13 protein-coding genes are annotated in these 14,136 nt (G+C 55.9%); 7 read left to right on the plus strand and 6 right to left on the minus strand.

Annotated elements, in window-relative coordinates:
• On the minus strand, positions 1-561 hold the full coding sequence (locus tag IT971_RS18805) for a TlpA disulfide reductase family protein (RefSeq protein ID WP_007092017.1): 561 nt from the start codon (positions 559-561) through the stop codon (positions 1-3).
• A gap of 32 nt (positions 562-593) precedes the next feature.
• Here IT971_RS18805 and argH point away from each other — a divergent pair, with 32 nt between their 5' ends.
• Genes argH through lysA form a run of 3 tightly spaced genes read left to right on the plus strand, consistent with a single transcriptional unit; the run spans position 594 to position 3,414 of the window.
• Positions 594-2,009 (plus strand): argininosuccinate lyase, encoded by a 1,416-nt coding sequence (argH, locus tag IT971_RS18810; RefSeq protein WP_037987105.1) that lies wholly within the window; start codon positions 594-596, stop codon positions 2,007-2,009.
• On the plus strand, positions 2,006-2,152 hold the full coding sequence (locus tag IT971_RS18815; RefSeq protein ID WP_007092015.1) for a lipoprotein: 147 nt from the start codon (positions 2,006-2,008) through the stop codon (positions 2,150-2,152). Before argH ends, IT971_RS18815 begins: the two co-directional genes overlap by 4 nt.
• On the plus strand, positions 2,149-3,414 hold the full coding sequence (lysA, locus tag IT971_RS18820) for a diaminopimelate decarboxylase (protein WP_065701847.1): 1,266 nt from the start codon (positions 2,149-2,151) through the stop codon (positions 3,412-3,414). The genes IT971_RS18815 and lysA overlap by 4 nt, the downstream gene beginning before the upstream one ends.
• Before the next feature lie 69 nt (positions 3,415-3,483).
• Here lysA and IT971_RS18825 read toward each other — a convergent pair whose 3' ends face one another.
• The 3 genes from IT971_RS18825 to IT971_RS18835 are packed head-to-tail and all read right to left on the minus strand — an operon-like array spanning position 3,484 to position 6,718.
• Complete coding sequence (locus IT971_RS18825; RefSeq protein ID WP_083195722.1) at positions 3,484-4,434, minus strand: efflux RND transporter periplasmic adaptor subunit; 951 nt, start codon at positions 4,432-4,434, stop codon at positions 3,484-3,486.
• Positions 4,431-4,646 carry a DUF1656 domain-containing protein gene (locus IT971_RS18830; protein WP_065701848.1) on the minus strand — a complete coding sequence of 72 codons (216 nt, stop codon included), beginning with the start codon at positions 4,644-4,646 and terminating at the stop codon, positions 4,431-4,433. The genes IT971_RS18825 and IT971_RS18830 overlap by 4 nt, the downstream gene beginning before the upstream one ends.
• Positions 4,643-6,718 (minus strand): FUSC family protein, encoded by a 2,076-nt coding sequence (locus IT971_RS18835; RefSeq protein ID WP_223304876.1) that lies wholly within the window; start codon positions 6,716-6,718, stop codon positions 4,643-4,645. Before IT971_RS18835 ends, IT971_RS18830 begins: the two co-directional genes overlap by 4 nt.
• Before the next feature lie 108 nt (positions 6,719-6,826).
• On the opposite strand from IT971_RS18835, the gene IT971_RS18840 reads away from it, so the two are divergent.
• Positions 6,827-7,618, plus strand: coding sequence for a helix-turn-helix domain-containing protein (locus IT971_RS18840; protein WP_065701850.1), 792 nt, complete (start codon positions 6,827-6,829; stop codon positions 7,616-7,618).
• Positions 7,619-8,136: 518 nt separating this feature from the next.
• Here the strand turns inward: IT971_RS18840 and IT971_RS18845 are convergent.
• A complete protein-coding gene (locus IT971_RS18845) occupies positions 8,137-8,388 on the minus strand; it encodes a hypothetical protein (RefSeq protein WP_139189979.1) in 252 nt (83 codons plus the stop codon).
• Positions 8,389-8,740: 352 nt separating this feature from the next.
• Between IT971_RS18845 and IT971_RS18850 the strand changes: the two genes are divergently transcribed.
• Positions 8,741-11,161 carry a DUF4175 domain-containing protein gene (locus IT971_RS18850; protein WP_065701851.1) on the plus strand — a complete coding sequence of 807 codons (2,421 nt, stop codon included), beginning with the start codon at positions 8,741-8,743 and terminating at the stop codon, positions 11,159-11,161.
• A gap of 81 nt (positions 11,162-11,242) precedes the next feature.
• Here the strand turns inward: IT971_RS18850 and IT971_RS18855 are convergent, their stop codons facing one another.
• Positions 11,243-12,058 carry a DUF3426 domain-containing protein gene (locus IT971_RS18855; protein WP_074624793.1) on the minus strand — a complete coding sequence of 272 codons (816 nt, stop codon included), beginning with the start codon at positions 12,056-12,058 and terminating at the stop codon, positions 11,243-11,245.
• Positions 12,059-12,422: 364 nt separating this feature from the next.
• Here IT971_RS18855 and ftsE point away from each other — a divergent pair, with 364 nt between their 5' ends.
• Positions 12,423-13,100, plus strand: a complete 678-nt coding sequence (gene ftsE, locus IT971_RS18860) for a cell division ATP-binding protein FtsE (RefSeq protein WP_037987102.1) — start codon at positions 12,423-12,425, stop codon at positions 13,098-13,100.
• 47 nt (positions 13,101-13,147) lie between these two features.
• Positions 13,148-14,050: an ABC transporter permease gene (locus IT971_RS18865; protein WP_063094384.1), complete on the plus strand. Its 903-nt coding sequence runs from the start codon at positions 13,148-13,150 to the stop codon at positions 14,048-14,050.
• Positions 14,051-14,136: the final 86 nt, after the last annotated feature.

Genomic DNA, 14,136 nt, shown 5'->3' on the forward strand with positions numbered 1-14,136 from the left:
TCAGGACGCGGCATCAATCAGATTGTTGAAATAGTCGATAACCCCGTCGGCATCCCATTTGGCCGTGCCTTCCAGTTTGCCGATAACCTGCCCGTTGGCATCGATCACGAAACTGGTCGGAAGGCCGCGCGCGCCAAAGGCCCGTGCGGTTGCCCCGCGCGGATCAAGCACGACATCAAGATGGCCGATTCCGTTTTCATCAAAGAATTCCTGCACGATTTCTGCCCCACCACGATCCTGACTAAGCGCCAGAACACGGAACGGCTTGCCATCCATTTTCGCCGCCAGTCGATCAAGATCGGGCATTTCCTCGATGCAGGGCGCGCACCATGTCGCCCAAAGATTGACCAGAATAACCTTTCCTTTCAGGTTCTTAAGGTCACTTTCGCTGCCATCGGCCTCGATGAAAACCGCCTTTTCCGGCAGGCTTGAGCCCTCAGGCACCGTCTCCATTTTCGAAAGTTCTTGCGGCAATTGCGTATCTGCAAAGGCAGGGCTTGCATAAATGGCCGATATGGCGACAATCACGCCCAGTTTTACGTAACGAAGCAATGCCTTCACAATACTCACCTTTCCAACGCTTGCGGATCACAATGACCGATCAAAACGCCACCGACCAGAAAAATGCCAACGCCCTGTGGGGAGGCCGCTTTGAAGCGGGCCCGTCCGCCATCATGGAAGAAATCAATGCTTCCATCGGCTTTGACAAACGCCTGTACGCCCAGGACATTCAGGGTTCCAAAGCCCATTGCGCCATGCTGGTCAAGCAGAAGATCATCCCCGCAGAAGATGGCGACAAAATAGTCGCGGGTCTAGACCAGATCCTTCAGGAAATCGAAAACGGCACATTCACCTTCTCGGCCGCCCTTGAAGACATCCACATGAATGTCGAAAGCCGCCTGCGTGATCTGATCGGGCCTGCCGCCGGTCGCCTGCATACCGCGCGCTCCCGCAATGATCAGGTCGCAACCGATTTCAAACTCTGGGTCCGCGACGTTGCACTGGCCGATCTTGAAGCCGGGCTCAAGGGCCTTCAGGAAGCCCTGATCGAACAGGCCGGCACCCATGCCGAAACCATCATGCCGGGCTTTACCCACCTTCAGGCCGCCCAGCCGGTCACCTTTGGCCATCATCTTCTGGCCTATGTCGAAATGTTTGGCCGGGACCGTGGCCGCGTTGCCGATTGCCGCACGCGTGCTAATGAAAACCCGCTGGGTTCGGCGGCCCTTGCCGGAACGCCCTATCCGATTGACCGTCACATGACGGCATCATCGCTTGGCTTTGATCGCCCGACCGCGAACTCGCTCGATGCGGTGTCGGATCGTGACTTTGCGCTGGAATATCTGAACGCGGCATCGATCACCGCCATGCATCTGTCGCGCCTGGCCGAGGAAATGGTGATCTGGTGTTCCGCACAGTTCAAATTTATCGGCATGTCGGACAAATTTTCGACCGGCTCCTCGATCATGCCGCAGAAACGCAACCCCGATGCTGCCGAACTGATCCGCTCCAAAATCGGCCGTATCGTTGGCTGCTACAATTCCCTGATGCTGTCGATGAAGGGGCTGCCGCTGGCCTATTCCAAGGACATGCAGGAAGACAAGGAACCGGTCTTCGAAGCCCACGACCATCTGGGTCTTTGTGTCGCCGCCATGACCGGCATGATTGCCGACATGAAGGTCCATAAGGACAACATGCGTGCGGCTGCCGGGGCCGGTTACACCACCGCAACCGATCTGGCCGACTGGCTGGTGGCCGAACTGGGCATGCCGTTCCGCGACGCCCATCACGTGGTCGGTGCGACCGTAAAACTTGCCGAAGGCAAGGGGTGTGATCTCGATCAGCTTTCGCTAGAAGACCTTCAGGGGATCGAACCCAAAATCACCAAGGCCGTTTACGATGTCCTGACCGTCGAGGCATCGGTCAGTGCGCGTCAAAGCTTTGGCGGCACCGCGCCGGTCCGGGTGAAGGAACAGGTTGCGGCGGCAAAGGAAAGGTTCCTGAAATGAGCAACCCGATCTTCAAACGCAGCACAGTGATCGTACTGGCGGTGATGCTGGGCCTGTCTGTTGCCGCGTGTGGCAAAAAAGGCCCGCTTGAACCACCGACCGACGAAGGCCGCAACTATCCACGGACATATCCGGCACAATGAACCATTTTGAATATATTGATGGCGTCCTTCACGCCGAAGGCGTTTCCATCCCCGAGCTTGCCGAAAAAGTCGGCACGCCGTTCTATTGCTATTCCACCGCCACCCTTGAACGTCACTATCACGTTTATGCCAGTGCGTTTGACGGGCTTGATGCCACGGTTTGCTACGCCATCAAGGCGAACTCCAATCAGGCTGTGCTGAAAACACTCGCCAAACTGGGGGCCGGTGCCGATGTGGTTTCGGTTGGTGAAATGCGCCGTGCCCTGCGCGCCGGTGTCGCACCGGGCAAAGTCATTTTTTCCGGCGTTGGCAAGGCCGATGCCGAAATGCGCGAAGCCCTTGATGCCGATATCGCCCAGATCAATGTCGAAAGCATCCCGGAACTTGAAGAACTCAACCGGGTTGCCCTCGATATGGGCAAAAAGGCCCGGATCGCGATCCGCATCAACCCGCATGTCGATGCCAAAACCCACGAAAAAATCGCTACCGGCAAGGCCGAAAACAAATTTGGCATCGACTGGACCCGCGCGATCGAGGTTTACCGCATGGCCGCCGCCATGGACGGGATCGACGTGACCGGCATTGCCATGCATATCGGATCACAGCTGACCGATCTTGCACCCTTCCGCGAAGCCTTCACCCGTCTTGCCGATCTGGTCGAAAAGCTTCGGGCCGAAGGCATCAATATCCGCAATCTTGATCTTGGTGGCGGGCTTGGCATTGCCTATCAGGGCGAAACCCCGCCCCTGCCCGATGCCTATGGCCAGATGGTGCGTGAAACCGTCGGTCACCTTGGCTGTCACATCACGCTCGAACCGGGCCGCCTGATTGCGGGCAACGCCGGGGTGATGATTTCGCGCGTCATGTATATCAAGGATGGCGAGGCCAAACGCTTTGTCATTCTTGATGCCGCGATGAACGACCTGATCCGGCCAACCCTTTACAACGCCTATCACGAAATCATCCCGGTCGATGAACAGACTGAAGGCGACAAACAGGCAACCGTCGATATCGTCGGCCCGGTCTGCGAAACCGGCGATACCTTTGGCAAGGACCGCAAACTGCCCGATGACCTGAAACCGGGTGATCTGGTCGCGGTCATGTCGGCGGGTGCCTATGGTGCGGTGATGTCATCGACCTACAACACCCGTGCCCTGACGCCCGAAGTTCTGGTCAAGGGCGACGATTTCGCCATCGTCCGCCCACGTCAGTCGATTGACGACCTGATCGGTCTGGACCGCATTCCCGACTGGCTGGACTGACCCGGACCGGAATATGCAAACTAACCGGCAATATATTGCCGGTTAGTTTGACGGGGAGCTTGGCCTGTATCAGTCTTCGCTATGTTTGAGGCGATATAGGCCGTCAAGATCGGGGGACGCAGATAAGGCGTGGTTGTCGGTATTTGTCGCTTTATCTTGACGCATGACTTGGACCGTTGCGGTCATGCCAGCCACCAGCTCTATGCTGGCAGGGATTTTGTCAATTTTGATGCGAACAGGGATCCGTTGGGCAAGGCGAACCCATGAAAATGTTGTGGCGACATTGGGGAGGCCGAGATGCCCCGGTGTGTCATTGCTGTTTTCTATGCCGCGGCCAATGCTTTCAACATGACCAAATGCCGGTTGGTCAAAACCCATCAGCTGTATCGATATGGGCGCCCCAATATGAATCCGGCCTATCTTCGTTTCTTCAAAGTATCCGGTGACCCAGAAGCTGGAGGCATCGATGACGGAAATTTTTGTTATACCTGCCGTCGCATAATCGCCTGGGCGGAGCTTTAGATTGGTTACATAGCCGTCAACTGTTGAACGGATTGTCGATCGGGCGAGGTTGAGTTTGGCCAGATCGAGGGAGGCCTGCGCCGATTGATAGGCCGCGCTGGCAACTGCTGCGGCACCATTCGCTTGCTGAATGGCTTCCCGGGATGCGAAATCCTTTAATTGGCGCTGTCGCCGGGCGGTTGCCTGCCGGACAATCATGTCCTGTTGTTTTGCTTCGACATCTGCTTTGGCCAGGGCTACAGCCAGTTCCAGGCGTTCTGGCTCTATCTGATATAGAACGTCGCCCTGTTTTACATATTGGTTGTCCGCAACGGAAACAGAACGGATCGTGCCGGAAACTTCCGGGGCGATCTGTACGACATCAACGCCAACGCGGGCGTCTCGGGTCCAGAGTGTTTTGTCATAATGGCTCCAAGCCTTGAACGCGACAAAGGCCGATACAGCGACCAGACAAAGAGTAACGATGTAGCGGCCGACGAGAGAAATAACAGTTTTCACGGTAAAAGTCCGTTTAATGGCAGGTATAGCGTGAGCAGACCGTAAATGGTGATAAAGAGGGCGAGCTCGATGAGCGGTCTGTAGGTAAAGATGCGGGATAAGCGGGTAGCGAACAGCAAGCGTATGGTTGCGATGGTTCCGACCAGTGCCATAGCGGCGAGAACCACCAAGCCGGGAATCAGAACTCCCCAGAAATTGACATCCTGGGTCATGATTCAGGTTTTCCCGCCTGCGAAAGGGGCGCTGCACCCAGGGCAAAGCATAGGTCAATGAGCAGATCGCGTATTTGTGCCCGGTTTTTCTTTGGGCCTTGTGTGCTGATCGCCATCACAGTCGCGATGTGCTGGTTAAGCGGCACAGGGTCATGGTTCTTTGTCGGCTTTCTGGCATTGACATAGTTTGCGGTTGCCAAAAGAAGGTCCTTTATCGGGGCTCTTGTTTCGAACGGAAGCAGGGGGATCATCTTGTGGAGCCGACCTGCGACATGGCCGATGCGAAGATGATGCAGCGTGTCGTCCAGGACAGAGCTATAGGCCTTGCCGGATGCCCGAAGTTTGGGCTGCAACAGTGCTGTCCGGTCTATCATCAGGCTGATCCAGCGCGCTTCGTTGGGGGCATGGCCCAATGCGCGGCGTCCGATATCCCGTCGACTAAGGTCGAGCAGTCTTTTGATCGCAGTGTCAGCGCGAACTGTTTGAAATATGGACATGCTTAGTGCCCCGAAGTTTACGGCGACCAAGACTGCAATCGAGATATTGAGCGAGGCAGCAAAGTCACCTGAATAATTGGTGCCGAGGCCTGACAGGATTGGAATGGTCAGGGTAATGCCAAGGGCAGTCATCATGGTAGGCAAGCGCGCCTGAAGGGAGCCCGCGAGCAGGAAAACCGGTGCGAGAACTGCGACAAGAACGGCGAAATCCATGACCTGCGGCAGGATGAAGAAACTGTAAAATAGGCTGAAGGCGATGCCATACAATGTGCCAATGGTATATTTGACAACAAAGGGCACCGGCGTATCGAAATTGCCAAACAGGGTGCAACAGACACCGAGAACGGAAACAGCGGTTCCCCCTTCTGTCCAGCCTGACCATATCCAGAATGCACAGCCGCATAAAATGCCCGTAATGGCGCCAAGTGCAGCACGCGCGGCCATCTGGGAGTCCCGGTGATAAACATAGCCCCTGGCGTGTTTGGGACCATGCAGCGATCTTGTGTTCCGAAGAGGATTGATAAGAGTTGCACTGAACTTCAATTGCTTGCAGTCATGAAGCAGGCCGATCATCTCGGCAAGATGGCCGGCAAGGTTCGCACCAACCAAATCAACCGAAGATGCCTTTTCTTTCGCCAATTGTTTTTGCACGGTTCGTGCATGTGCGATCAGATCAAACGTTGCGTCGCTCTCATCGGCGATATCTGCGAGTGTGCACCATGTCCTGACGTCATCGATCAGGCGGGTAAGTTCGGCAGGGGCAAAATCGCCATCATGACGCAGAAAATGAATGCGTTCTTCGATTTCTGTCGTGAGCAGAAGCAACCGCGCCAGACGATCATGAATAAGACGCAGAATTCTGCGATGGGGTATGACAGGTGCTGGATCATAAGGCAGATGGGTGGCCAGATCCTGAAGCGTCAGCAGGTCAAGCGAGAGCTGTTTACGGTCGCTACGGTTTTCTTCTGGCGTGCCATTTAGCGCATCCCTGGCCAGTTGATGCGCATTCTGCATTGTTGTAGCAAGTTTACCGGTAAATAGGCCCGTCATGCGTTTTGGCAGGACATAACGATGTATCAGTACGGCACAGAGAATGCCGATGGAAATTTCCTGCACGCGCAAGGATGCGATGTCGAAAACCGCACCGGGATCAAGGACGCTGGGGAAGCCGATCAGGCTTGCGGTGTAGCCTGCAAGAACGAAGGCATAGGCGCGGGGCGTGCGATCAAGCAGCGAAAAGAACAGGCACAAACCAATCCAGCCAGAGAGGATGAGGCTGCATAAAATCGGTTCATTCACAAAGTTCGGGACGATGGCTACGGTTGCGATAGCCCCGATGAAGGTGCCTGCAAAGCGATATACACCCCGGCTAAGGGATGCACCGGCAGAGGTTTGCGAGACGATATACACCGTTATGATCGCCCAGAACGGGCGGGGCAGCCCGATCCGGAGCGAAATGTAATAGGCCAGCATCGCCGCAATGAAGGTTTTGGCGGAAAATAGGATTGCGTTTGCATCAATCTTCAGGGTGGGAGAACAAAAGAAGTTTATTCCAATTTTTATGGCCTGGGTCAAAAGGGACCTCCTGGAGCGTGTTGTCCTCAATGCCCGCGATTGTGAATGATTTGCAAAAACTAATAAATTCGATATTATGACATAAAATCACTAAAAACTGCCATTCTCATGACGGAATTACGATCTGCTGTTTCTGTTTTTGATCCTGACCTCATACCTGTGCCTGCACTCGCCTATAAGCTGAATTTCTCGGACCACGCTGGTGAAGTACCTTTGCATGTGCATCGCAAAGGGCAGTTGATTTTGGCCTTGCGCGGGGCTGTTACCTGTCGTGCAGGTAACGAGCTTTGGGTGGTGCCACCCAATTGCGGGGTTTGGATTCCGGGTGATGTTCCGCATAGCGCGCGTGCCACGGCGAACGCATGCCTTAATTATCTGTTTGTCGCGCCAGGGGCGGCTGATTTGCCTGCAACCTGTTGTACGTTGTCGATCTCACCGATGATCCGCGAAATGATTGATCGGCTGGCCCGGGATTGCTGTGCGTATCCGCCCGATAGCCATGCGGCGCGGCTTGCGCGTGTCATGCTTGATGAATTGGCCGACATGCCACGAGAGCGTTTTAATCTGCCAATTTCCAATCATCCAAAAATTAAGCTGATGGCAGATGCCTTGACGCTCGACCCTGCTGATCGCACCACGCTGAAGGATTGGGCCAGGCATGTCGCGATGAGCGAACGGTCTCTCGCCCGTTTGATTGTGCAGGAAACGGGTCTTACCTTTGGGCGCTGGCGACAGCAACTGCATCTGGTTGTTGCCCTGCGGGAACTGGCCAGTGGTGAGGCGGTGCAGAATGTTGCAGGTGCGCTGGGATATGAGTCCGTGAATGCCTTTATCACAATGTTCAAAAAAGCCCTGGGCAGCACACCAGCTCAGTATTTTGCTCAAAACAGGGATGTCTAGTTATTGTGCCAGAAAAAGAAAGTTCGGTTTCGGAGCTGATAAGAGTATCGGTAACCAGACACCGCGTCGCAAAAATATCTGCGGGAAAGAAAGTCAGAGCGAACTCATTTCACTCAAATGAACTTGCTCTGCCCATTCTAATTTTATGTGTCGCGTTTCCATTTTTATGCGTCAATTCACACAATGACAGGATAGGAACGCCAAACTTTGGAAGCACGGCAACAGACGACCCCAGCCACAGGCTTACCGCGAGCTCCGGCCACGACCACCGAACCCCGGTCGGGCCTCGGTCCCCTGCCAGCCTGACCAATGGACGGCTCGCCGACCGCCCGCACCCTCGTTGCCCGCTTCGGCCAAATTCAGCAATGCCGTGACCTCAGAAGCCCAGACACAACTCGGGCCTCCAGCAACCGTCGCCGACGGACCATCATCGGGCTCTCTGCCGCATCGATCACCGTCCGGCCAAGGCGACAACCTACTACCCCGACGTTCAGACACACCTCGGGCATCCGCCATTTTCACCGGCAGACGGACTTCGGGCGCACTGCCACCAACCTGTCCACCACCGACGGGCCACAATCCGATGCCGTCACTGCCGCCACCGCTGCCATTGCTGCCGCTTCCGGCAAATCCGGGGTCCGTTCCCCGACAAGACGCACCTCTCCCGTCATGACAAACAAGCGTGTTAAAAGCGTATTAGAACCGGCGCGTAATACCGCCGTAATGGCTCCGCCATCCGCCGACGCATATCCTGCGGACTGCCCCTCCACCCTGCCTCAATCCTTGCCGCTGCATCCTGATCCCCTCTTTGATCCGGCCCCAAACGCAAAAACCCGCGAGGCTCAGGGCCTTGCGGGTTTCTGTCCGGGTGCATTTCTCCCGTTGACTTTTCTCTTATGCCATAATCAAAAGAACAAATCAAGAACTTTTTGAAAAAACTTTATATACCGTCCAAGGCTGCCGCCCTTCAGGGACCGCCTTTTATTTTGGCCTGGCCGCGATCCTGACTTGACCCGCCCCGCCAAAGCCCCAAACTTAGATTAAGGTCTGAAATCTGTTCATAGGACCACGCTGGCGTCACATGTCCCGGACACGGGGCGATTGCAGGGGCCTGAAATCGATATGTCGATCATACCACCCAATCCCCGACTGGAACGGCATCTGCGCCTGGCGCGGATGATCATGTCGTGGGAACGGGTGTGGCCCCGGCTGATCCCGCCTTTGACAATCGTGATGCTGATTGCCGGTCTGACCCTGACCGGTACCTTTGAAATACTGCCCGCGACCGGGCATATCATTTTGCTGTCGATCCTGTCGGTTGCCGGTCTTGCTGCCATTATCCTGCCGTGGCGCCATTTCACATGGCCCAATCGCCGTGCTGTCCTGCAAAGGATGGAACAGGAAAACGGCCTTGAAAACAACCCGCTGCAAAGCCTTGAAGACCATATCGAAGATCGCGACGACCCACTGACCAGCTATCTGTGGCAAAAACAATTGCAACGCCACGAAGCGATGCTGAACCATCTGCATCTGCCGCGTCCCGCGCCGTCCCTTGCCAGGGTGGATCGATACGGGCTGGTCGTCTTGCCGGTATTGCTCCTGAGCGTTGGGCTGTTTGCGGGCCATGACCGTATCAGCGAGCGGTTTTACAAGGCATTCAGCCCCCTGCAACGGCTGGGTACCGCCGATTTCAGCACCACATTGTGGGTGACCCCACCGGCCTATACCGGACAAATCCCGCGCGTCCTGCGGTTTGAACAGGTTAAAGGCGCGCAAAAGCAGGATGATGGCGGCTCTGACGCATCACGCGTCATTGATGTCGACGTGCCTGTCGGATCGACACTGGCCGGCAGCATCGGCAGCGTCTGGCAACCGACCCTGCATACGCCGACCGGTGAACGCGACATTTCCGAAAGCAGCGACAACAGCTATGTCCTCTCGACCGCTCTTGATCAGGCCGGACCATGGCGCATTTCGGTGTGGGGCACGGATCGGCTGACCCTTAATGTCAATCTGGTTGCCGATAAACCACCCGCCCTTTCATTCGTAAGCCCGCCTTCGATTACCCGGCGCGAACATATCCGGCTGGATTACGTTGCGACCGATGATTACGGCATGAAAAATCTTGAACTGGTTATCACACCCGCAACCGACGGCATTGGTCGGGAACAGTTTGGCACCATCGATAATATCCGTATCGATCTGTCTGGTGGCGACACCCCGGGGGGGGAGGCCGCCATGCCAACACGGATCGAAGGACCACGTTTCATTGATCTGGTATCCCATCCATGGGCGGGGCTCCCGGTTAACCTGCAACTGGTATCAAAAGACAATGCCGGACAGGATGGTGAAAGCGACATACGTTCGATTATCCTGCCCGAACGCGAGTTCACCCATCCCGTCGCCAAAAAACTGATCACGATCCGCCGCGGATTGCTGCGCTATCCCGACAAGGCCCTTGAAATGCGCAACGCCCTTTTGCCTGTCATTTATGCCCCGCAGGCATTCAACGGCCATATCGGCATTTTTCTGGCACTTTCCGTGACCGAGGCACGGCTTTCGGCGCATCTGCGCGACCGCGCGGTCCATCAAGACGTGGCCGGTTTGCTTTGGCACATCGCCGAAGAGATCGAACGCGGCAGCTATGGCATGGCCGAACGCAATCTGATGGAGGCCGAGGAACGGCTGCTGGATGCCCTTGCCAACCCGGACGTGACCGAAGCCGAAATCGCCGATCTGATCGAAAACTATCGCCGCGCCCTTAACGAATATATGGCCGCCCTCGCCCGCGAGGCACCGCAGAATCAGCAAAGCCAGCAACAGGGCCCCGCCGCCATCCTTGAACAGCAGGACCTGTCACGTATCGTCGATCAGATCGAAGCACTCATGCAGGCTGGTGCGCGTGATCAGGCGCGCGCCCTGATCGACCGCCTGCGCGAACTGGTCGAAAACATGCAGATCACATCGGGCGACGGCGGGGCCGATATCACATCCACCTTGCGCGAAATGCTTGATGGCATTCGTGATCTTGCCCGCCGCCAGCAGGACCTGATGAACCAGGGTGACAATCCGTCAAGCCCCGGCGGAAATGGCAACCGCGCCCAGCAGCAGCAAAATCTTGCCGGGGACGCACAGAACCTGACCAATAATTCCGGCTTTGGCCAGTTTGGCAATCTCAGCGGCATTGAAACCGCGATAGAGGCCATGCAACGCGCCGCAGAGGCCCTTGACCACAACCGTGCCCACGAAGCCCTGCAACAACAGGGACAGGCCATGGAAGCCCTGCAACAGGGTATTGGCGAGTTAAGCCGTGCTCTTGAAGGTTTAAGCCAGATGATGCCGATGCTCGATGAACTTCAGGGGTCGGGCAATCGTGATCCGCTTGGTCGGCCGGTGGGCGGCGATGGCACCACCGTCATCCCCGAAGTCGACACCCTTGAAAGGGCATGGCGCATTCTTCAGGAACTCCGCCGTCGTTCCGGCGACCCGGACCGCCCGGTGATCGAACAGGAATATATTGATCGCTTGCTGAAACGGTTCTAAAGGCCTGTCCAAAGGACGACACAGATAAAACAAAAGGGCAGCGACGGATCGCTGCCCTTTGTCATTTTCAGATCAAACCGGTCAGGGTTCAACCGCTTCCCGCGGGTCAAGGAATGTGACCTGCAAACGGGTTGCTGTCGGGTTCGGACGGCGGATTTTGGTTTCGACCGTCATGGTTTCACCAACCGGCAGCATCTGGGCTTCCATCGGCATGTCCGCCCCGCCCTGCACCGCACTTTCGTCATAGATCAGCGGCACCTTTTTGCGCTGAACCACACGATCCAGCGGATCGAGAAGCTCAATCAACAAATAGGGCAACGCCCGGTCGATCTCATCGATATTGACGATCTCGGCGCGAACGACAAGAACGTCAACACCGTCTTCTTCTTCGCGAGTCGGCGGCAATTCACGAATATCAAGGCCTTCGCCAACATGAGGGACGTCAAGCCCGACCATGTCATAGACCTTCGCAATCGGCGGCCACAAATTGATCAGGATATCTTTGGCAAAATATCCGCCCGCACCAATCCCGCCAAGGATCAGGAAGAACAGGATCCAGCCAATCACACCCTTTTTCGATTTCGCAGGCGGTTTCGGATTGTTGCGAATCAGCTGCTGCGGGATGGGGGGCGGATCGGGAATTTTGTCCGCGTCCTCGAAACCGGGATCAACCTGACCTGGCATCTGATCGGCATTGAAATCGGCACCAAGCGCGCCATCCTGATCGAAAGGCGGCGGCAGCTTGTTTTCCTGTGCTGGCGACGGGGTTTTCATTCCCGGCGGGTCCTGATGCCAGCTATTGCCGCAGTTCTTGCAGCGTACGGTTCTGCCCTTTGGGCCGATCGCCTCTGTTTTCACAGAGTATTTTTTTGAACAATCTGGGCAAGTAATGATCATTGCAAACCTGGCATCTCGATGTCAGCGGCATGAAACCCGGGGCACGGCCATAACCTAGTGATTTCCGGCGATCCCCCGAATTCGCCGGGTAGGGCAGAACCTACACTATATGTAAATAGCGGCGATTTAACAGACTGTTAAGCACAGATAACTGAAGCTGCCCCAATTTGGATAGCACAGCATTGCACATATGGTGCTTAGATGACATCCGAAGAACTGTTTAAGTCGTCATATTTTCGGCCAATCTATAATGATACCCACTTTGGGATCAGCCAGATCGGACTTTTGCAATTGTTCAACCGGCCCCATCATTATCATGTTATGTCGGGTCTGATACGTCGTGCTGCGATATGGAGCGCAAGTTTTGACTGAAGTCGTAAGTTTCAGGAATGTGGGTGTCCGCTATGAATCCGGGCCGGAGATTCTGCGCGATCTGAACTTTACCCTGCATCGTGGCAGCTTTCATTTCCTGACCGGGGCTTCGGGCGCGGGCAAATCGACATTGATGCGCCTGCTCTATCTTGCCCTGCGCCAGACACGCGGCGAGATCAATATTTTCGGACGCGACAATATCCGCATTCCGCGCGACGAACTGCCCGCCATCCGCCGCAAGATCGGCGTGGTGTTTCAGGACTTCCGCCTGATCAATCATTTGACGACTTTTGAAAATGTCGCCCTGCCGCTACGCGTCGCCGGGGTCGAGGATTTGCAAATCCGCAAGAACGTGACCGAACTTCTTGAATGGGTCGGCCTTGGTGATCAGATCAACGCGGTGCCGTCCCGGCTTTCCGGCGGGCAGCAGCAACGCGTTGCCATTGCGCGCGCGGTTATAGGTCGCCCGGCCCTGCTTTTGGCTGACGAGCCGACCGGCAACGTTGATGACCGGATCGCCATGCGGCTGTTATATCTTTTTGAAGAACTGAACAAACTTGGCACCACGGTGCTGATCGCCACCCATAACCGGCAACTTGTGCGTCGCTTTGGCCATAATCAATGGCTGCTTGAGGCTGGCACCCTGCACGACATCACGCATAGCGCGTAACCGACCAAACCGACGGCAACTGGCTCAGACAGGACCCAAAATCGATCATGGCTTTTCGTTCGCAACCGTCACATCTGCCACTTGATAGCGACTCATCGACGCGCTTTTTGCCAAGCATCGTCGCATTGATGGTGGCCTTGCTGACGTTTTCGATCGTTGGCCTGGCGGCCCTGCATGACAGTGTCGGCAAATGGTCCGGTCAGATCGAAGGCAGCCTTTCGATACAGGTTCCCCCGACCGGCATGGCGGATCGCGACCCCGAAGAACGCGAACAGGCTTTGCAGGCAACCGTTGACGATATTATCGAACAGCTCGCCGACATGCCCGGCATCTCCCGGATCGAGGAACTCAGCCCCGAAACCATGTCGGCCCTTCTTGAACCGTGGCTTGGCCCCGATGAAATCGTCAGCGAATTACCGATCCCGCGCATTATCGAAATCACCCCGGAAACCGGGTTTAATTTCGATATGCTTGAACGCCGTCTGGGTGAAATCGCCCCCGAAGCCGTTCTGGACGATCATCGCATCTGGATCGAACGGATTGCCGATGTTGCCTTTTCGGTGGAACTGGCATTGATGGCGTTAATCGTCGTGCTGTTTGGGGCAACGATGCTGTCGGTTGTTTTTGCCACACGTTCGGGTCTTTCAATCCATCGGACGATCATTGAATTGCTGCATCTGATCGGGGCACAGGATTCCTATATCGCGGGCCAGTTTGCCCGCCATAACCTGCGGCTGGCATTTTTCGGGGCATTGATCGGCCTTCTGATCGCCCTGCCGGTTTCGGGTGTGATCGCGTGGCTTGGCCTGCGCGCCGGATGGCCTATCCCGACACTGGTTTTCAGCCCGCTTTTCATCGGCATCATCATCGCCATTCCGTTCGTGGTCGCCGGTGTCGCACAGATGACGGCCAAAAGAACTGTGCTGCGTGTCTTGCGCAGAATGTTGTAACCTGCCTCACTCCTCCGTATAGTCGGCCTGCAGCGTCGTGATCATTTACTGTTTCGGATCATGACCTTGTCCCAAAAGGAGAGCCC

Source organism: Thalassospira sp. B30-1 (genome assembly GCF_015767575.1).
Classification (GTDB): domain Bacteria; phylum Pseudomonadota; class Alphaproteobacteria; order Rhodospirillales; family Thalassospiraceae; genus Thalassospira; species Thalassospira xiamenensis.

Coding starts and splice junctions, on each gene's coding strand:
- lysA (WP_065701847.1), top strand. CDS start 2,149: ATGAACCATTTTGAATATATTGATGGCGTCCTTCACGCCGAAGGCGTT.
- IT971_RS18815 (WP_007092015.1), top strand. CDS start 2,006: ATGAGCAACCCGATCTTCAAACGCAGCACAGTGATCGTACTGGCGGTG.
- IT971_RS18830 (WP_065701848.1), bottom strand. CDS start 4,646: ATGACCCAGGATGTCAATTTCTGGGGAGTTCTGATTCCCGGCTTGGTG.
- IT971_RS18850 (WP_065701851.1), top strand. CDS start 8,741: ATGTCGATCATACCACCCAATCCCCGACTGGAACGGCATCTGCGCCTG.
- IT971_RS18840 (WP_065701850.1), top strand. CDS start 6,827: ATGACGGAATTACGATCTGCTGTTTCTGTTTTTGATCCTGACCTCATA.
- argH (WP_037987105.1), top strand. CDS start 594: ATGACCGATCAAAACGCCACCGACCAGAAAAATGCCAACGCCCTGTGG.
- IT971_RS18865 (WP_063094384.1), top strand. CDS start 13,148: ATGGCTTTTCGTTCGCAACCGTCACATCTGCCACTTGATAGCGACTCA.
- IT971_RS18855 (WP_074624793.1), bottom strand. CDS start 12,058: ATGATCATTACTTGCCCAGATTGTTCAAAAAAATACTCTGTGAAAACA.